This is a genomic window from Effusibacillus consociatus, from assembly GCF_042652925.1.
GTDB classification, from domain to species: domain Bacteria; phylum Bacillota; class Bacilli; order Tumebacillales; family Effusibacillaceae; genus Effusibacillus; species Effusibacillus consociatus.
In genome coordinates, this window is sequence record NZ_JBHSHC010000157.1 from 67,566 (window position 1) to 86,362 (window position 18,797).

Genomic DNA, 18,797 nt, shown 5'->3' on the forward strand with positions numbered 1-18,797 from the left:
GGATCGCTTTCGAACACCGGACTCCCGAATGGATATCCCCCATCACGCCAAACGTCAGCGCGAAAAGGTTCAGCTGTTCCTAATTGTCCTGCTATCACTAATTCTTCCAAAGTATCCGTTGATTCCAATTCCGGTCGAACGGGTTCTGCGCGGCCCATTCATTATAGAGAAAGCCGCAGAAACTGCATTTACTATGCGCCAATTCGATCGTCCTCCCTATTCTTTGCGTATGCTCATCTCCGAAAAGAAGGTAATATGGGGTTTCCCTGTAATCGGATGAATGATGACCTCTGTTTCTACGCCAAACACATTCCGCAACAACTCCGGTCGCAGCACTTCTTCCGGGGTGCCGGAAGTGACAATTTCTCCGGATTCAATCACATAGAGACGATCGCAATACACTCCGGCAATATTTAAATCATGCAGTGCGGCAAGCACAGTAATTTTCAGATCTTTTAGCAGATCCATGATTTGCAGTTGATAACGAATATCAAGATGGTTGGTAGGTTCATCAAGCACCAGAAATTTGGCCTGTTGAGCAAGGGCCCTGGCAATGAGTACCCGCTGCTTTTCCCCGCCGGACAGCGTCATATAACTTTGGTCGGCAAGGTCTCGCATACCGACACGAGACAGCGAATCATTGACAATGTCTTGATCATCTGTCGAATCAGATTGGAGCAATCGCTTATGCGGAGAACGTCCCATCTTCACAATTTCACGGACCGTAAAATCAAACTCAACCGGTGCCTCTTGCCGTACAACGGCCATACGCTGCGCTGTTTGACGGGGAGACAAGCGAAAGATATCTTCGCCGTCCAAAGAGATGATTCCAGCGTCGGGTTTCATGATGCGGTAGACACTTTTCAACAATGTCGATTTTCCGCTTCCGTTCCGCCCGATCAGACCTATAAATTCTCCCGTCTCCACTTGCAACCCAATATTTCTCAAAAGATTTTTCTTCTCGATGGTAATCGAAATGTTCTCCACCAGAAGATTCATCGTCCGCCACCTCCAAATGAATAGGAGCTGCGGCGCATCAACCAGATAAAAAACGGACCTCCGCACAACGAAGTGATGATGCCGATCGGTATCTCCTCCGGTGCGAACACAAGTCTTGCCAAAACGTCCGCCCAAATAATAAAAATCGCCCCGAGCAGTGCACTCACCGGCAAGACACGACGATGATCAGAGCCAACGATGAGTCGGACAATATGAGGCATCATCAGCCCGACAAAACCGATCGCCCCGCTTATTGCGACAATCACACCCGTTAACAGTGCGGTTAGCACCAAGAGAAATTTGCGGAAACGATCGGTATTGACCCCTAGTGTACTCGCTGTCTCCTCGCCCATTAGCATGACGTTGAGCGTTCTGTATTGGAAAAGAAGAACAATCGTGCCGGCAATGACCGCCAGAGCCGGAATCGTGAGGTAGTCCCATTTTGCCCCGGCCAAGCTGCCCTTGATCCAAAACAGTACAGAACGGATGGCGTGCTCTTTCGGTGCCGCAAAAATTATCATACTTGTGACTGCCATCAGGATTGCAGAAACGGCAATACCGGCGAGCAGCAGCCGAACCGTTGAGATACGGCCTCCCACCTGTGAAAGAAAAAAGACAAAAATAACGGATAAAAGAGCCCCCACAAACGCGCCAAACGAAAGGGCATATTGACCAAAGACACTAAACGCGCCAAACAAGATCACAAGCGTAGCACCGACTGAAGCACCAGAGGATGCGCCAAGAAGATAGGGATCGGCCAGCGAATTTCTTACGAGGGCCTGAATAGCCACTCCCACGACGGATAATCCTGCACCGACAATAGCTCCGAGCAGCACCCGCGGAAAGCGAATGTCCCAGATAATGTGTTCTTGTGCCTTCGACCAGTCAGCTTCCACCCATTCACTGAAGAAAGGGATGTGAGATAAGGCGATACGCCATACCGTTTCTGGCTGGATCGGAACCGGTCCAAGGGTGACCGCAATAGTCATTGAAACAACAAGGGCAATCGTCAAGCTGGCGGAGATGATTGAAAACCAAACCCGATATTGTCTGATATCGGGTTTTTCAGTCTCAATCTGATAGGAATCGGATCTCTGAAAAGGTAACTCTTCTTGCTGAATTGCTTTCTGCACAACAATTCACCTCTTTTCGGGGTACAACATTGCTACCGCTTTATTCTTTGAATTTATCCGGGTAAAACCCTTTGGATAGTATCTTTAGTGCAAGAGGTGCACGGATTCCCTCGGCTGCTGCTGAAAGAGGAAGCACTATAAACCTCTTGTTTTTTATAGCGGGAACATCGGCAAGCTCTTTTTTAGCGAGAAGCAGGTCTTGTTTCTGTGCGACAGTCTTTTCACCATAATCCACAATAATGATAACCTCCGGATTTCTGTTTACGACCTCTTCCCAGTTAACTTTAGCCCAGCCTTTCTGGATGTCATCAAATACGTTTTTTCCTCCCGCCAAGCTGATCAAACGGGTCATGTAGTTGTTGGCCGCCGTAAAAGCTTGATCCTCCCCGCTGTCATAAACGAAAACCTTGAGAGGTTTATCGACTGGTCCGATTTGCTTGGTGATTTGTTCCATATCCTTCTTCATTTTGTTGATCGTTTCGTTTGCCTTCGCTTCGACATTAAAAATTCGCCCGATGTTCTGGATATCCTTATACACATCCTCCAGGGTAGGGGCTGTCATGTCAGAGGACTCCTGAAGATATGCTCGAATTCCTGCTTTTTCCAACTCCTCAACCGTTCCGACCGCTTTTTCCGTGAAAGCACTTTTCCAACCTGCATAGACAAAGTCCGGCTGAGCCGCCATAAACACTTCTTTCGAAGGATACTTATTTGACAGTACGGGAATTTTGGAGTATGCCTCCTGAAATTCCGGCAATATTTTATCGTCCAGATACGCGGTGCCCACCATTCGATCCTCCAGCCCCAAGGCAAGCATGATTTCCGTCACATGTTGGTTTAATGTGACAGCCCTCTTGGGTACTTCCTTGAAAGTGAGAGTCCGGTTATAGTTTTCTATCGTAACCGGTTGGTAGGCAGTGGATTTTGCAGATTCTTGGGTGGTGGCCTGTGTTGAAGTTTCTTTCGTTGAGCTTCCGCATGCAGGCAGTACTGCAAGCACGGCCGTTAAAAATAAAAGTACAAAGTTACGTGCATTTTTGATCCATTTCATTTTGTTGAAATCCTCCTGTTCCCTATCCAGATGTGATGTCAGTTTCCGCTTGCATAAACCGTTCAGCCCAACTAAAAAACCCCAGCCAAAAAGGCTGGGGGAATAAATGCATGGTGATCTGCGCAATCAAACAAACAGTCGCAGAGATCCAATTCTTTACACCGAACCTTTCCTCGAAGGCTGACTTGGTGAACTCGTTTAGGTAGGTCTCCTGGCTTCCGGATCATTGCGCTCTTTCGTCTTCCCCGATTACTCGAGTGACATCAATGAAAGAGAGCTCGCCGGTTACAGTGGCGGGACCGCTCGGGATTTGCACCCGATTCCCTGTTACCCCTTGCTGACACAAGGGCACCTAGACGAGAACAATATGAAATTATATGACAAGCGAAATTTTCATCTTCGTGTTAAGGATACAGTGATGTGACAGAGTTTGTCTATACCCGTTTTGATTTTTACACCCTTTTGAATTCTTCCTCTCTCAGAGTTCGACGAAGAATTTTTCCAACGGCTGTCTTGGGCAGCTCGGATCGGAATTCGAAGATGCGGGGCACTTTATAGGCAGCCAATTTTTCACGGCAGAAGACGGACATTTCTTGCTCCGTCAGAGTCACTCCCGGCTTCGGCACAAGAAATGCCTTCACGTTTTCACCGCGATATTCATCGGGAACTCCAATCACCACAGCCTCCTGCACTGCCGGATGCTGGTATAATACTTCTTCCACGTCACGCGGGTACACGTTAAAGCCTCCCGCAATGATCATATCTTTCTTGCGGTCAAGAATGTAATAATAGCCGTCTTCGTCTCTTCGGGCAATATCTCCTGTGTGAAGCCAGCCATCCTGAATCGTCTCCGCCGTTTCTTCCGGCATGTTCCAGTATCCCTTCATGACTTGCGGACCGCGAATGAGAAGCTCACCCGCCTCATATGGCGGAAGTTCCTTCGTTCGATCACTCACATCGACAATTTTGGCTTCTGTGTAAACAAGTGTGCTGCCGATCGATCCGGGCTTCCGTTTTTCAAGCGGATTGAAGTGGGTAACAGGCGACGCTTCTGACAAGCCGTACCCTTCGATCATTGTTCCGCCCGTCTTCGCTTCGAATTCTTTAATGACTTCAACCGGTATGGGGGCAGAACCGCTCACGCAAATGCGAATTGACGAAATCCCGTACTCTTCCGCTTTCGGATGAGAGTTAATCGCTACATACATAGTGGGGACACCCGGAAAAATCGTCGGTCTTGTTTCCCTGATTGTATTCAAGGTTTCTTCCAGATCAAAACGCGGCAGGATGACCAACTGAGAGCCACCCACGATGCCGGCGTTCATTGCCACTGTCATTCCATACACATGGAAGAGCGGAAGAACTACCAGAAAACGATCCTGTTCCTTCTGTTCTCCCCCCATCACGACATATGTTTGATAAGCATTGACAGCAATATTCCGATGGGTCAGCATAGCGCCCTTGGACCGACCGGTCGTTCCGCCGGTATACTGCAAAACCGCTACATCCTCCGGTGAAATTTCCACTTGGGAGGTTGGTATGGGTGCTCCAGCAACGAAAGCTTCAAACCCTACCGCATCCCCCTCATAAACCGTACCGGTTGGCGGCAAATCGACAACGATTTTCTTCACCAGATTCGCAGAACTTGGTGCTCCTGCGACCTTTGGCAACAGCGGGGCAAACACCACCATTGCTTTGGTCCCCGAGTCACTCAGAAAATAGTCGATCTCTCGCTCTACCGACATCGGGTTGAGCTGGACCACAATTCCGCCCGCCAGCAAAATCCCGTAATAGGCTACGACGTACTGAGGACAGTTTGGGAGCATAATGGCCACCCGGTCTCCCTTTTCGATTCCAAGTCCGGATAACCCGGCAGCAAAACGATTCGCATATACCCAAAGTGTTTGATAATCCAATTCCAGTCCCTTAAAGTGAATGGCGGTTCGTACAGGAAACCGCTTACAAGCTTGTTCCAAAAATCCTGGCAAAGTAAGATTGAGCAGATTTTGTTCTTCAGTCGTGGTCATTTGCCTCTCCCCCAAAAAATATTGGCCTGCCTCATGATATGATAACAAGACCAAATGAATGAATATTCATTCATTTGAAGAGTGAAAATAAATACTCAGGTTATCTATCGAATTTAATTTTATAATATTTTGTAAAACATCTCAATATCGAAAGCCGAAACAACTAACCGCTTTCCTTCCCCGTGAAATTTTTGGGATCGGCAGGATTTTAAGCAACCGTTCCGAATACATGGATATGGAGTTCGGACTAATGAACAATTGGATATTTTCGGGAACAGGAAAAAGGGAAGTTTGGTGCAAATCCAACGCGGTCCCGCCACTGTAACGAGGAGTCCTGTATGGAAGCCACTGAGCATATGCTTGGGAAGGGAGTACAGGATGAAGATTCGAAGCCAGGAGACCTGCCTGTTCCAGCGGCACCGTAATGTCGCGTCGCACGACGCGCTGTACCTACGGGAGATAGGGAGGTGTCACACGGGACTGTTTCTTTGTCTGCATGGTCTTGGTGTGTCCTTCCCCTCCCTGGCGAGGGGTTTATTATTGTTTAATAATTATGGGGCCCCCAAAAAGTACTCGGAATTCCCGTTGAAACGTTTTCTTCACTTTTTGGGGTGTCATTGGGGGTATGATCAATGATTTTCTTCTTGGCGGGCACGAGCGACGCCCGCGAATTGGCGATTGAACTGCGATCCGCGGGATATTCGCTGCTCACTTCGGTAGTCACGGAATCAGCTGCGGAATCTTTAAGGGAAGCGGGACTTGCGGTTTCTGTGGGACGCAAAACGACGGAGGAAATGGTTGAAATGCTGCAGCGGGAAAAGATAATCGCCGTTGTCGATGCCAGTCATCCGTTTGCCGAAATCGCTTCGCAAAATGCAATGCAGGCAGCCAATTTCACGGGAATTCCTTATTTCCGTTATGAACGTCCCGGTACGATTTTGTCGGATCATCCTCTGATTACGTATGTCCGGGATTATCGGGAGGCTGCCGAAGCCGCTTTGGAACGGAAAGGAACCATTTTTTTGACAACAGGTTCCAAGACACTCCACATATTTGCCGAAATTCTCAACGGCATAGATGGAATCCGCATGATTGCCCGCATGCTCCCCACGGAGGACAACATGCGCAAGTGTTCTGAACTTGGGATCCCGCAAAAGAATATAGTGGCAATGCAGGGCCCTTTTTCCGAAGACCTGAATGTCGCTTTCTATCGTCATTATAATGTAACCACCGTGATCACCAAAGAATCGGGTGCAGAGGGATCTGTCAAAGAAAAGGTGAAAGCTGCCTTGGACAACGGCATCCGGGTGATCGTGATTTGCCGGCCGGGAATCGACTACGGGCGGGTGTATGAATCTGTCAAAGATGTGATTGAATCATTAAAGGAGGCAATTCCGGATGAGCATTTACACACGCAGCGGTGATCAAGGAACGACAGCTCTTGTCGGGGATCGACGCAGCAAAGATGATTTACGGGTTGACGCTTACGGCACCGTAGATGAAGCGAATTCTTTCGTTGGCGATGCATTGGCATTACTTGAAGAGTGGCCGGTCGATCTGCGGGATATGGCGGATGTTTTGGATGACGTCCAGCAGGAACTGTTTGATGTTGGGAGCGATTTGGCAACGGTCGGAGAGGTTCGTCCGTACAAAGTGACAGCCGAAATGGTGGATCGTCTTGAACCATTGATCGATCAGTATATGCAGCAAGCCGTGCCGGTAAAAAAATTTATTGTGCCCGGAGGTTCACGTCCTGCCGCCAAGCTTCACGTCTGCCGTACGGTAACCCGTAGAGCGGAACGGCGGGTGGTCGCTCTGTCCAAAACGGAATCGATCAATCCGGAATGCTTGCGTTATTTGAACCGGCTGTCTGACCTGTTTTTCGCGATGGCCCGTGCCGCCAACGCACGCTGCGGACGTTTCGACCGGGAATACATTCGTTCCCGCAATGTTTTCCGGCATGCAATGGGCAAAGGCAAGGAGGCAGATTCCCAATGAACCGCCACGCTTTTACCGATCAAGAACGCGCTGCCGTCTACAAAGCCATCTATGAAAGGCGTGATATCCGTTCTTTCCTGCCTGATCCGCTTGATGAAGATGCGGTTGCCCGGATCCTGGATGCCGGACACCATGCCCCTTCCGTCGGGTTCATGCAGCCGTGGAACTTTATTTTGATTCGTTCGCAGGAAGTGAAGCAACGCTTACGAGACGCGGTAGATCGGGAAAGAGTCGCCGCCTCCCTGCATTTCGAAGACAACCGTCAAGATCTTTACCTGAAACTAAAGGTGGAAGGAATTCTTCAGGCACCGTTAACGATCTGTGTCACTTGTGATCCTACCCGGGGCGGCCGACATGTATTGGGCCGCAACTCGATTCCCGAAACGGACGTGTTCTCTGTATCCTGTGCCATCCAGAATATGTGGCTGGCTTCTCGGGCAGAAGGAATCGCCATGGGCTGGGTGTCAATTTTCAAAAAACCGGACATCCGCCACATTCTCGATATACCTCCGCACATCGACCCGATCGGTCTGATCTCCCTCGGGTATGTCGATGATTTTCCTCCGCGCCCACTGCTCGAAACATCCGGCTGGCGGGGGCGAATTCCTCTTGCAGATCTGGTTTTCGATGAAAAATGGGGAGCTCGAAGGGGAGGCTGATGCAACGCGCCTCCCCGCTTAACTTGCAGCCATCCAATCCCCTCGAGATTCGATTCAAATGACCTCATCATGTTTCGAAGCGTTGGGATTCGGGCTGCTGCTTCGGGCAAATTTTCGATGCCTTTTTTCAAAATATAAACCCACTCTCGCGAAAACAAATGTCGTGATGACCGAAAAAATCACGATCCCATAGAATCCGGCCCCAATCCCAATCCCCACTCCACCCGCAAAAAAGATCATGGCGGCAGAGGTTAACCCTTTGACCTGCCAGCCGTCTTTTAAAATTACCCCCGCTCCCAAAAAACCCAACCCCGTCACAATCTGTGCCGCGAGGCGCATGGGATCCATCATCGTACCGCTGTTCGGACTGCTGTAGAGTCTCACACTATAAATGGAGACAAGAGTAATCAATGTGCAAGCGACGGATACATACATATAGGTCTTCAGCCCGGCAGGTTTATTTTTATACGACCGATCCCAGCCTATGTAAAGTCCTAAGACAGCACTTATCAGAATCCGTACATACATTTCCCAGTTGGCTTGAATTAGCAGCCGATAGATCATCTCAAGAAAATCCATGCGTTCCCCTCCCTTGCCGAAAAAAAGCGACTCCTTCTGTGCCCGGCTCCTCTTTACAATTGGGTATGCATTAGAAAATCGTATTATTCGAAAAATCCAAATTAAAAAGAGGCTCCCCCCATTGATAGGAACCCCTCTTTCATGCTTTCCTTTATAGGTTTATGCCAAAAAAAGCATCACACCGGATAGAACGGATAACCGTTTGTCTGTTTCCGTGTCGTTTGATAAAAGGGGCATTAATTTGCCCCGACCAGTATTTTCAGAGTTCCGACAATCACCGGCTCTCCTGTTTGCTTTTTTACTTCATGTTTCACAACAAGCAAACCTCCCGACCGCCGTTCATGTTTTTCAAGCAGTTCCATTTCCACATGGACTGTATCCCCGATAAACGTTGGCGCGGTGAATCGAAGTTGATCGATGCCGTAAAAAGCCAGAACTTTGCCGGGAAAGAAATCCATTAACCCTGTTGAAATCGATAAAACCAACATTCCATGCGCGATTCGTTGTCCGAACGGTGTTCCTTTGGCATACTCTGCATCCGTATGCAGCACATAGAAATCTCCACTTACCCCGGCGAAATTCACAATATCTGATTCTGTTAACGTCCTGCCGCGGCTGACCCACTGTTCCCCTACCTCATACTCTTCAAAAGTCCGATTAAACATCCGTTTCCTCCTAACCGCTTACTTCATTATCACACCGGATACACAGGGTGTTTCCGCTCCGAGAACACCATGTACTTCGATGAATATGCCTTAAACCGCTTTATCAACTCATCCCGCAGGGAATTGGCCGGGATGATGCCATCGATCACCATTTCGGATGCCAGACGGTAGATATCGATATCCTTGCGATATTCCTCCCGTTTTGCTTCGATAAAAGCAGCCCGCTCCTCTTCCGGCAGCTCGGCAATTTTGTTTGCGTACACCGCATTCACCGCAGCTTCCGGTCCCATGACGGCGATCTGTGCCGTAGGCAGAGCCAGGCAGCAATCCGGTTCAAACGCAGGCCCCGCCATTGCGTAGAGACCCGCTCCGTACGCCTTCCGTACAATCACCGAAATCTTGGGCACAGAAGCTTCCGACATTGCGGAGATCATCTTGGCACCATGACGGATGATACCTGCACGTTCGACCTTCGTTCCGATCATAAACCCTGGCACGTCAGCCAAGAACAGGACCGGTATATGGAACGCGTCACACAATGTGATAAACCGTGCCGCCTTATCTGCAGAGTCATGGAACAACACGCCGCCCTTTACGCGCGGTTGGTTCGCGATGATGCCGACCGCTTTTCCGTTCATGCGGGCCAATCCCGTGATTAATTCACCCGCGAACAGTTTCTTGATTTCAAAGAACGACCCTTCGTCGATGATCCGGTCAATCAGGTCATACATGTTAAATGGAGCATTCTGGTTGGCCGGGATAATTTCTTCAAGCGTTTTCTCGAATTGCTTGGGTGCCTTGGCTTCTTGGACAGGCGGTTTTTCGGAAAAATTGGCCGGAAAGTACGAGAGATACCTGCGTGCCAATGCAATAGCTTCCTCTTCGTTGGCAGCCAACACATCCCCGCACCCGGACACTGAGCAGTGCATCCGGGCTCCGCCCATCTCCTCAAGGGTGACTTTTTCACCAATGACCATTTCCGCCATGCGGGGAGATCCCAAATACATTGACGCATTGCCGTCAACCATAATCACAATGTCACAAAACGCGGGAATATACGCTCCCCCTGCGGCGGAAGGTCCAAACAGCAAACATACCTGCGGGATTTTGCCCGACAGCTTCACCTGATTGTAGAAAATCCGTCCGGCTCCCCGTCTTCCCGGGAACATTTCGATCTGATCCGTAATACGCGCCCCGGCCGAGTCAACCAGATAAATCAACGGGACCCGCATCCTCTCTGCAGTCTCTTGAATCCGAATGATTTTTTCAACCGTTCGGGAACCCCAAGAACCCGCCTTGACCGTAGAATCGTTGGCCATCACACAAACCACTTGCCCGTTTACCTTGCCGATTGCGGTGACAACACCGTCTGCCGGGAGGTCTTCGGCCATGCAGTTGGCAAACAGTGCATCCTCCAACTCAAAGCCCCGATCAAACAACAACTGCAAGCGATCTCGCACGAACAGCTTTCCCTGTTCCGCATTCTTTTCATGATATTTCGAAGCTCCACCCTTCTTGATCTGTTCGACGCGAGCCTGCAAATCTTTTTCGAATGACACGCTGATCTCTCCTCTCCGCAAATAATTTTTTAATGGGAGTTTTTTACTCCCCGATATAGTTTGGCGCCCGTTTTTCCTTAAACGCCTGCAATCCTTCGAGCCGATCCTTCGTCGGAACGGTCACTTCATAAGCATTCATCTCAATCGCAAGGCCTGTATTGAGATCCACATCAAAGCCTTTATCAATCGCATATTTGGCTTGGGCCACTGCAATGGGGGCATTGCGGACAATCTGTTCCGCAATTTCCAAAGCTTTCTCCATTAAGGATTCGGCGGGTGTAACATACTCAACCAGTCCGATAGCCAAAGCTTCATTTGCATCGATTCGTTTGGCGGTAAAAATCAGCTCTTTCGCCCGTCCCTTGCCAATCAGTCGAGGCAATCGCTGGGTGCCACCCGCCCCCGGAATGATTCCGAGAGACGTTTCAGTCAGACCAAACTTCGCGTGTTCAGATGCCACCCGGATGTCACAGGCCAGTGCCAGTTCTGTTCCTCCGCCCAGCGCCACACCGTTTACGGCCGCAATGACCGGCTGTGGAAGCGATTCCAGATCATTCATATCCCCCCGGATCAGGGAGACCGTTTTCCGAACCTGCGTTGGATCCATCCCGGAGCGCTCTTTCAGATCCGCCCCCGCACAAAACGCTTTCTCCCCCGCTCCTGTAATAATTACGCAGCGGACAGAGCGGTCAAACCGGATTTCATTTATGGCCTCATGGAGTTCATAAAGCATCTGGACCGACAATGCGTTTGCCGCTTCCGGACGGTTTAATACGAGAGTTGCAATTCCATCTTCCCGCTTTGACACTAAGATTGCTTTGTTATCCACTTTTAGCACCCCCTGGCAACTTGAAGGTTATGACTTGGCAGGGGCCGCCCTAATTTCTCCTCAATAAAGCGGGCGGCAGAAAACAGTTTTTCCCGATCTACACCTGTTTGGATGCCCATTCCTTCAAGCATGTAAAGTAAATCATCCGTCGCCAAGTTGCCGGATGCTCCAGGCGCATACGGGCAGCCACCGAGGCCTCCAAGGGATGCGTCAAATGTTGCAATTCCCACATCAAGTGAAGCCAGCACATTCGCCATAGCAGTGCCCCGTGTGTCGTGAAAATGCATGGCCAAGCGATCTGCGGGGAATCGTTTCAAAAGGACATGCAAGACGTTTTGGACCTGTTTGGGATTGGCAAGTCCAATCGTATCGCCGATCGACAATTCGCCGATTCCCATCTCAAACAGCTTTTCCGCTACGCGGACAACCGCTTCTACCTCCACAGCCCCTTCGTATGGACAACCAAACACTGTAGAAACATATCCGCGCACCGATTTTCCGGCCTCGAGTGCATCCTCCACCACTTCGCGTAAAACCGGATACGTTTCATCAATCGACTTGTTGATATTTTTCCGGTTGTGGGTTTCGCTCGCAGACATAAAGACAGCCGCTTCATCGATGTTTGCTTCGAGCGCCCGCTCAAGTCCTTTTCGATTCGGCACAAGTGCCGTATAAGTGACTCCCGCTACCCGTTCGATCCCGTTCGCCACTTCAAATGCGTCCGCCAGTGCGGGAATCCACTTTGGATTTACGAACGAAGTGATCTCGATATATTTCAGGCCTGAATGGGACAATTGGTTAATCCACTTGATTTTATCCTCAGTGTCGATAAACGCTTTCTCGTTTTGCAGCCCGTCCCGCGGCCCGACTTCTTTTATGGTAACAGTTCCCGGAAATTTCACAGCCTGCTCCCCTCACTCTCTATTCCAGCTCGACCAGGACGTCCCCTTCATTGACAAAATCGCCTTCATTGATTTTGACTTCCTTCACTTTTCCACCAAAGTCAGCTGCGATAGGGATCTCCATTTTCATCGATTCAAGAATCACCACATCCTGCCCCGCTTCCACCGTATCTCCCGGCTTGACCAGAACCTTCCAGACATTGCCCGCCATGCTTGCCAACACTTGATTCATCATCGATAACCTCCGTTTTTCTTATTTGCCCTGTAAATGTTGTGCCACAAAGCTTGTGGTCGTATCCCCGGCGAGGAAAGCGTGGTGTTCAGCCACCGCTCGCAGCATCGGGATGTTTGTTTTAATGCCCTCTACTTCATACGCGGCAAGTGCCGATTGCAGTCGAGCGATTGCTTCCTCCCTTGTTTTCCCTTTCACAATCAGCTTTGCGATCATCGGATCGTAGAAGGGGGTTACCGCCGAGCGCTCGCTCACCGCAAGTTCATGACGAATTCCCGGACCTTGTGGTGTGACCAATTTTGTAATCGTGCCCGGAGATGGAAAAAACGTTTTCGGATCTTCTGCGTAAATCCGAACTTCAATTGCGTGTCCTTCCCGTTTTACATCAGCCTGATTCAATCCAAGCGGTTCTCCGCAAGCAATCCGCAGCTGTTTTTCCACAAGATCCAACCCGGTGATTTCTTCCGTAACAGGGTGTTCTACCTGTAGACGCGTGTTCATTTCCAGAAAGTAAAAATTCTTTTCCGCATCAACCAGAAACTCAATCGTACCCGCATTGCTGTAGCCAAGTGATTGCGCGGCCTTGACAGCCGCTTCGCCCATTTTTCTTCGGGTCTCTTTATCCAGGAACGGAGAAGGAGCTTCCTCGACCACTTTTTGGTGGCGGCGCTGAATGGAACACTCTCGTTCCCATAAGTACACGGTGTTTCCCTGTTGATCAGCCAGAATTTGAATCTCGATATGACGGGGATTTTCAATATATTTCTCCACATACATCGCGCCGTCTCCGAAAAAATCGGTTGCGCGTTTTTGGTTGCCCGCATATGCCTTACGGAGTTCCTCTTCATTGCGAACCACCTGCATTCCAATTCCGCCCCCGCCTGCCGAGGCCTTCAGCATCACCGGATACCCCATGTGATTGGCAACTTGAACCGCTTCTTCAACATCCGCAAGAGGATGCGTGATTCCGGGAACCACCGGAACTCCGACTTCTTCCATGGCTTTGCGGGATTCAATTTTGCTTCCCATTCGGGCAATCACATCGGGAGACGGACCAATGAAGACGATCCCTGCTTCCTCACACTTACGGGCGAACTCTGCATTCTCCGAAAGCAAACCGTACCCCGGATGGATCGCTTCGGCTCCCGTAACTTTTGCGATCTCCAAAATGTTGTCCATATTCAAATAGCTCTCATTTACACGCGGCCCACCAACCAGATACGCTTCATCCGCCATTTTCACATGCGGTGCTTCCGCATCCGCCTCGGAATAGATACCGACCGTTCGGACGTTTAAAGCTATACAAGTACGCATGATGCGAGCCGCAATCTCGCCCCGATTTGCAATCAGAATTTTCCCAAACATAGATGTCCCCCTCACCAGTTCTTCTCTGAACACACGTCTTTACCCTCTTACTTCTACAATATACACGAAAAATCCTCTTATGAACGAGCGCTCGCTCATAATTTTTCAAAAAATTATTTTCAGGGCAGGCTAAGCACCAGAAGGAGGTTATATCATTGTGAAACAAGTCATCGGTCAATTTCAAGATATGGATCAGGCTGCTCGGGCGGTTCATGAGCTAAAACCACTTTTTGAAAATCGGATTACCATCGTGCGTCGCGGCCCGGAACCGGATCAAGATGCGGATACGCTGTTGAATAACGATGTCAGCATTACAGCTGCTGCTTTCGGAATCGGAGCTGCGGTTATCCCAGTAACCGGAGCCGGATTCTCTGAAAGTCCGGTATCCAATGCGATAAACAATATCGGGGTTCAGGACTCTATTGAAACAGGCGGCGAAACCTACATCCAGGAAGAGGCGGCAAACGAAGAAGAGGCAATTCGAGCCCGCTATACGTCCACTCTGGTAATCGTCGACACAAACGATATCGATAAGGGTGAAGCAAAGCGGATTTTACAAGCGCACGGCGGCACCTTACTTTCACCTGCGAAGGCAGCAGCGCTCGGCCACGATGATCCTTTCGTGACAGCCGATCCGATTGAGCCATTCAGCCCTCGCGGATACATCGATCCTAATATTGGACTTGGCAACTTTGGAATTGTGGATCCGATGAAAAGGTAATCGCATCCTACGGGGTTCTTGCTTGTTTGACGGGGTTCCCATTCGCTGGGAGCTCCGGATTATATCCCACATTGCCAAAATTCCGCAACGCAAGGTGGTATCCCAGATTCCGAATGAGATTCCACCAGAGACCGGTTCTTGATTTCCACATCCGCTCCACAATGGAAGGTACAGAATAAAATTGGCGGGCAGCCCACTCCATCCCCATTAACAATTCCTCCGGGGACATTAGTGCCGGTTGGTAAACAACGTCTTTTTTACCGTTGTATTTTTCCCAATCGTAGCTCAGGATTCTTCCTTCCGCTTCCAATTTGCGGAATAGAGGCGTATTCGGAAAAGGAATCAAGACACTGATCGTAGCAGAATCAAGTCCAATCTCCCGATAAAATTCCACCGTCGTGCGGAAAATTGAACGATCATCATGATCGAACCCGAATACGGTTCCTGCCTGGACAGCGATTCCGTAGTAGTGAAAACGCCGCAGAATCTCCTTATATTTCTCCACATTGTTATGCTGCTTGTTGGCAGAGTTCAGGCTTTGCTGAGAAATGGTTTCGAGACCGAGAAAAAGAGCTTTACACCCGCTCTTTGCAGCAAGCTCCATAAACTCATCGTCAAATGCGGCATCCGATGTGGTTTGACTGGTCCACCAACGTTTGAATGGTGTGATCGCCTTAAACAATTCCTTGGCATACGCGCGATTCGCCCCGATATTGTCGTCCCAAAAGATGAGAGCCCGCCCGGGCATATGCCGTAATTCTTCCACGATCGAGGAGATGGGACGATAACGCATTTTTCGTTGGTACATGGCCGGTATCGTACAGTATTCACACGCATACGGGCAGCCTCGGGTGGCAATCGTTACCCCTTTTCCATAAACACGTCCTTTTATTAAATCCCATCGCGGTCGCGGCATATCTTGTAAGTCAGGCAACTGACAAGATGAATAAAGAGGTCTCAACTCCCCTTTTTCATAGTCGGCGAGCAGCTGTGGCCAAACCAACTCGCCCTCCCCCACAACAACAGCGTCCGCATATCGCTGCACTTCTTGCGGTAACAAAGTTGCATGCGGTCCCCCTATTACGACCGTTACACCTCGTTTTCTGAACTCCGCCGCCAGTCGATATGCATGGGGTGCAGCCGGAGTATTTGCAGTAATTCCAACTACGTCTATTTTTTTATCGAAGTTTACCTGTTGAACAATTTCATCCGTGTGAGTAACTTCCCAGTTAGGGGGCGTATAGGCTGCTAGCATAGGCATTGTTAGCTGTGGAAAACGAATGAGGCGTCTATGACGTACAAAACGTGAAGCTTCGGATTCTGCTGTAATAAGCTCTACCTTAAATTTTTTCTCCATAATTTCACCAACCAATAGAAGATGGTTATGTCGCCGATTCATAGTTTGGAGCCGGAGTCTGTTGCTACTTCAATAAAGTTTTACCACTATTTACCTTCCAATGTAAAGAAGCGGATTTAATGAACTTGCGCGTGACTGATTCCTACTGGTAGTCTTCTTGCATTTTCGGTAAGATGTTTTTACGAATGAATTTAGGAAAAAGGGGATTTTTCTTTGAGTCCATCCACTCGCCCACTTGAGGGTCAAACTGCAATAGTGACGGGAGCTTCCCGGGGAATTGGTCGTGCGATAGCACAGGAACTCGCCAAACTCGGCGCTTTTGTCGCCGTGAATTACCTCCATTCGAAGGAGTATGCGGAACAAGTGGCATTGGAGTGCGAATCGTTCGGAACAAAAGCACTCCCCGTGCAAGCGGACGTCACAAAACCTGAAGATGTCACCCGCCTTGTCGAAACCGCCTCCCTGTATCTGGGAAAGCCTGATATCTTGGTGAACAACGCAGGCATCGCCAGCCATAGTCTTTTGATCGATACTACGGAGTACGAATGGAATCAAGTAATTGCGGCCAATTTGAAAGCTCCTTTTCTGTGTGCAAAAGCGGTTTTACCGATCATGATACAAAAACAATATGGCCGAATTATTAACATGTCCTCGATTTGGGGAATTGCCGGCGGATCCGGAGAAGTGGCCTACTCGGCAGCAAAAGGAGGGCTGATCTCGCTTACGAAAGCCCTCGCAAAAGAGATGGGTCCTTCGGGAATCACGGTAAACGCCGTGGCTCCCGGTGTGGTCGATACGGACATGCTTGCCGGTTTGAATCCCGAGGATCGGGAAAGTCTGTCACAGGAAACGCCTGTCGGGCGTTTGGGAACCCCACAAGACATAGCCACAGTAGTCGGATTTCTCGCCCTTCCCGCGTCAGGATTTATCACAGGACAAGTCATTTCACCGAACGGAGGATTGATTACGTGATTGAGTGCCACTCCATTCACCATATAAGCATAGTCGTTACGGACCTTGAACGAGCGAAGTCGTTTTACCGGGATGTGCTCGGTTTGCGTGAGATACCAAGGCCAAATTTTGATTTCCCGGGTGCCTGGTTCGAGATTGGAAATCAGCAGCTGCATGTAATTGTTCATCCTCCCTCACAAACTTTGCGTACAGAGGGCGGCATCGATTCAAGAGATGGCCATTTTGCAATTCGAGTGACAAGTTACGAGCAAACTCTCCGCCATTTGGAGAAACTCAACGTTCCCCATAAAGCGAAACCTGACAGTATCACGGGCTGGGCACAAATCTTCTGCTGTGATCCGGATGGTAATATCATCGAACTGAACGCCGAGAGGGAAACAGGTACAATTAAAAATGGCTGACCTCGTCAGCCATTTTTAATAGAATCTTTCGGTTTCGGTCTTGATCATATAAAACGAACATCCGCGATGATCCCATGCTGTTTCTGCCATCTGTATGGTCAGAGTTCCGGATGACACGTACTTGTACAGGTCTGCCAAACTTGTAAGCGGGATCAAGATCCGATTGAGTTTGCCAAGAACCCACTCGCCCGTTTCCGATATCTTGACCTTTCCTGCATACGCCAGGTTGAATCGTTCGGACAAGTCATCCCCGACAAACGTCTCCACGATGGCAGCATACTTATAAGCGGTATCCACAAACAACATGCGGCGGGTTTCTTGGCCTTCCGCTTTTACCTGACCGAGAATCTCCAGCGCATTCGTCAGCTTTTCCGCTGCCTCCACCTGTTTGAATTGTTGATACGCCTCCGTGATGTCTTTCCCCGTGGAGTCAAACACTTTGCCATTTTTCATGGTTAACGGAAAGAGAAATGGTTTCTCCAACAAGTAAATCCCCCCTACCGGTCCGCCCCCACGTCCCGGTTCCTGCAAGAGTCTTACTATCCATTATCCCTTTTTCAGCGCAGTATAAACTTCCGTATCGTATTTTTCCGCCAATTTTGGATCATATGTTTTTTCATACTTCGGTTCAGCCAAGAGCTTCGCTCCGTAAAACATTACATCACGAACCTCATCGATTGCAATTTCCACTTTGATCATTTTGAGCGCTACACCCTCCAGGTTCTCTGTGTCCGCTTTCGCCACACCGCTTATGGAGTAACAGGAATCGGGCCCAAGTACCGCAACAGAGACGCGGCCATCTTTCTTAATGTTCGATACGATGCGGGAACGAGGATCAACAGCAAAGCGAATCACCTTCGGGCTGATCGCAAGCAGCCAGGAGATCGCCGCCACATTTGGCGCACCCGTTTCAAAATCGGTTGTATGTAGGAAGACCAGTTTTTCCCCCTGTAAAAAGTTAACCAGGTCTTGGGATAATTCAGTAACCACTTTTTCAGCCATATGGAAACCCCTCTCGCTTATGATGAAAATTTTTCCCTATTATACCACAACCATAAAATGTACAACCTATATTTGGCACATTTCTGCACATACGAATCTAAATAAGGAGGTTTAAATGCAAATGATGGAACGACCCACCCTTTCTGAAGCTGATCGCGAAAACCCCCTGCTTGCCGCTCAGATTGAAGAGGAAGAATGGTTAAATAAGGAGCAGGATGAGGCGGCGGACACTTCCTTTCCCTTTTTCCTCTCCGATCAAATATAGACTGGAACATCAATCGGGTAGGAGGCTACCCATTAATTGAGTAGCCGGCCTCCCACACCACCGTACGTACCGTTCGGTATA

General features: G+C 49.3%; 21 protein-coding genes and 2 riboswitches. Of the genes, 7 read left to right on the plus strand and 14 right to left on the minus strand.

The genetic code is table 11. The annotated features are described in order from the left end of the window. Positions 1 to 216 precede the first annotated feature (216 nt). The 4 genes from ACFO8Q_RS23360 to ACFO8Q_RS23375 all read right to left on the minus strand — a co-directional run bounded on the left by ACFO8Q_RS23360 (position 217) and on the right by ACFO8Q_RS23375 (position 5,210). Positions 217 to 999, minus strand: coding sequence for an ABC transporter ATP-binding protein (locus tag ACFO8Q_RS23360; RefSeq protein ID WP_380029680.1), 783 nt, complete (start codon positions 997 to 999; stop codon positions 217 to 219). Next, entirely contained in the window at positions 996 to 1,988 is a 993-nt protein-coding gene (locus ACFO8Q_RS23365) for a FecCD family ABC transporter permease (RefSeq protein ID WP_380029718.1), read from the minus strand. Before ACFO8Q_RS23365 ends, ACFO8Q_RS23360 begins: the two co-directional genes overlap by 4 nt. Before the next feature lie 184 nt (positions 1,989 to 2,172). Further along, positions 2,173 to 3,183: an ABC transporter substrate-binding protein gene (locus tag ACFO8Q_RS23370; RefSeq protein ID WP_380029682.1), complete on the minus strand. Its 1,011-nt coding sequence runs from the start codon at positions 3,181 to 3,183 to the stop codon at positions 2,173 to 2,175. 184 nt (positions 3,184 to 3,367) lie between these two features. Continuing rightward, positions 3,368 to 3,554, minus strand: a riboswitch (cobalamin riboswitch). An 81-nt stretch (positions 3,555 to 3,635) separates the two neighbouring features. Then, positions 3,636 to 5,210, minus strand: a complete 1,575-nt coding sequence (locus ACFO8Q_RS23375) for a long-chain-fatty-acid--CoA ligase (RefSeq protein WP_380029684.1) — start codon at positions 5,208 to 5,210, stop codon at positions 3,636 to 3,638. 259 nt (positions 5,211 to 5,469) lie between these two features. Next, a riboswitch (cobalamin riboswitch) is annotated at positions 5,470 to 5,633 on the plus strand. Positions 5,634 to 5,842: 209 nt separating this feature from the next. Here ACFO8Q_RS23375 and cobK point away from each other — a divergent pair. From cobK to bluB, 3 genes are read left to right on the plus strand one after another with little or no spacing between them, the layout of a single operon-like run. Further along, positions 5,843 to 6,634, plus strand: coding sequence for a precorrin-6A reductase (gene cobK, locus ACFO8Q_RS23380; protein ID WP_380029686.1), 792 nt, complete (start codon positions 5,843 to 5,845; stop codon positions 6,632 to 6,634). Continuing rightward, a complete protein-coding gene (locus tag ACFO8Q_RS23385; protein WP_380029688.1) occupies positions 6,609 to 7,208 on the plus strand; it encodes a cob(I)yrinic acid a,c-diamide adenosyltransferase in 600 nt (199 codons plus the stop codon). Before cobK ends, ACFO8Q_RS23385 begins: the two co-directional genes overlap by 26 nt. Beyond that, positions 7,205 to 7,867: a 5,6-dimethylbenzimidazole synthase gene (gene bluB / locus ACFO8Q_RS23390; RefSeq protein WP_380029690.1), complete on the plus strand. Its 663-nt coding sequence runs from the start codon at positions 7,205 to 7,207 to the stop codon at positions 7,865 to 7,867. Before ACFO8Q_RS23385 ends, bluB begins: the two co-directional genes overlap by 4 nt. Before the next feature lie 54 nt (positions 7,868 to 7,921). On the opposite strand, the gene ACFO8Q_RS23395 is transcribed toward bluB, so the two are convergent. From ACFO8Q_RS23395 to ACFO8Q_RS23425, 7 genes are all read right to left on the minus strand, one after another. Continuing rightward, positions 7,922 to 8,446 (minus strand): MgtC/SapB family protein, encoded by a 525-nt coding sequence (locus ACFO8Q_RS23395; protein ID WP_380029692.1) that lies wholly within the window; start codon positions 8,444 to 8,446, stop codon positions 7,922 to 7,924. A 236-nt stretch (positions 8,447 to 8,682) separates the two neighbouring features. After that, positions 8,683 to 9,111, minus strand: coding sequence for a MaoC/PaaZ C-terminal domain-containing protein (locus ACFO8Q_RS23400; protein WP_380029694.1), 429 nt, complete (start codon positions 9,109 to 9,111; stop codon positions 8,683 to 8,685). A gap of 29 nt (positions 9,112 to 9,140) precedes the next feature. Then, positions 9,141 to 10,670 carry an acyl-CoA carboxylase subunit beta gene (locus tag ACFO8Q_RS23405; RefSeq protein WP_380029696.1) on the minus strand — a complete coding sequence of 510 codons (1,530 nt, stop codon included), beginning with the start codon at positions 10,668 to 10,670 and terminating at the stop codon, positions 9,141 to 9,143. 43 nt (positions 10,671 to 10,713) lie between these two features. Continuing rightward, a complete protein-coding gene (locus ACFO8Q_RS23410; protein WP_380029698.1) occupies positions 10,714 to 11,499 on the minus strand; it encodes an enoyl-CoA hydratase in 786 nt (261 codons plus the stop codon). Positions 11,500 to 11,501: 2 nt separating this feature from the next. Beyond that, a complete protein-coding gene (locus ACFO8Q_RS23415; protein WP_380029700.1) occupies positions 11,502 to 12,401 on the minus strand; it encodes a hydroxymethylglutaryl-CoA lyase in 900 nt (299 codons plus the stop codon). A 19-nt stretch (positions 12,402 to 12,420) separates the two neighbouring features. Further along, a complete protein-coding gene (locus ACFO8Q_RS23420; protein WP_380029720.1) occupies positions 12,421 to 12,633 on the minus strand; it encodes an acetyl-CoA carboxylase biotin carboxyl carrier protein subunit in 213 nt (70 codons plus the stop codon). Positions 12,634 to 12,654: 21 nt separating this feature from the next. Next, positions 12,655 to 13,998, minus strand: a complete 1,344-nt coding sequence (locus ACFO8Q_RS23425; RefSeq protein WP_380029702.1) for an acetyl-CoA carboxylase biotin carboxylase subunit — start codon at positions 13,996 to 13,998, stop codon at positions 12,655 to 12,657. A 157-nt stretch (positions 13,999 to 14,155) separates the two neighbouring features. On the opposite strand from ACFO8Q_RS23425, the gene ACFO8Q_RS23430 reads away from it, so the two are divergent. After that, positions 14,156 to 14,719: a hypothetical protein gene (locus ACFO8Q_RS23430; RefSeq protein WP_380029704.1), complete on the plus strand. Its 564-nt coding sequence runs from the start codon at positions 14,156 to 14,158 to the stop codon at positions 14,717 to 14,719. A gap of 7 nt (positions 14,720 to 14,726) precedes the next feature. On the opposite strand, the gene ACFO8Q_RS23435 is transcribed toward ACFO8Q_RS23430, so the two are convergent. Further along, positions 14,727 to 16,076 carry a B12-binding domain-containing radical SAM protein gene (locus tag ACFO8Q_RS23435; RefSeq protein ID WP_380029706.1) on the minus strand — a complete coding sequence of 450 codons (1,350 nt, stop codon included), beginning with the start codon at positions 16,074 to 16,076 and terminating at the stop codon, positions 14,727 to 14,729. Between the two features lie 213 nt (positions 16,077 to 16,289). On the opposite strand from ACFO8Q_RS23435, the gene ymfI reads away from it, so the two are divergent. Together ymfI and ACFO8Q_RS23445 are read left to right on the plus strand one after the other, a co-directional pair. After that, positions 16,290 to 17,048: an elongation factor P 5-aminopentanone reductase gene (ymfI, locus tag ACFO8Q_RS23440; RefSeq protein WP_380029708.1), complete on the plus strand. Its 759-nt coding sequence runs from the start codon at positions 16,290 to 16,292 to the stop codon at positions 17,046 to 17,048. Continuing rightward, the gene (locus ACFO8Q_RS23445; RefSeq protein ID WP_380029710.1) at positions 17,045 to 17,449 is read left to right on the plus strand and encodes a VOC family protein; all 405 of its coding nucleotides are present in this window, start codon (positions 17,045 to 17,047) and stop codon (positions 17,447 to 17,449) included. Before ymfI ends, ACFO8Q_RS23445 begins: the two co-directional genes overlap by 4 nt. 15 nt (positions 17,450 to 17,464) lie before the next feature. On the opposite strand, the gene ACFO8Q_RS23450 is transcribed toward ACFO8Q_RS23445, so the two are convergent. After that, on the minus strand, positions 17,465 to 17,935 hold the full coding sequence (locus tag ACFO8Q_RS23450; protein WP_380029712.1) for a hypothetical protein: 471 nt from the start codon (positions 17,933 to 17,935) through the stop codon (positions 17,465 to 17,467). 60 nt (positions 17,936 to 17,995) lie between these two features. After that, positions 17,996 to 18,451: a pyridoxamine 5'-phosphate oxidase family protein gene (locus tag ACFO8Q_RS23455; RefSeq protein ID WP_380029714.1), complete on the minus strand. Its 456-nt coding sequence runs from the start codon at positions 18,449 to 18,451 to the stop codon at positions 17,996 to 17,998. A gap of 121 nt (positions 18,452 to 18,572) precedes the next feature. Here ACFO8Q_RS23455 and ACFO8Q_RS23460 point away from each other — a divergent pair, with 121 nt between their 5' ends. Next, complete coding sequence (locus tag ACFO8Q_RS23460; RefSeq protein ID WP_380029716.1) at positions 18,573 to 18,716, plus strand: hypothetical protein; 144 nt, start codon at positions 18,573 to 18,575, stop codon at positions 18,714 to 18,716. The last annotated feature ends 81 nt before the right edge of the window (positions 18,717 to 18,797 follow it).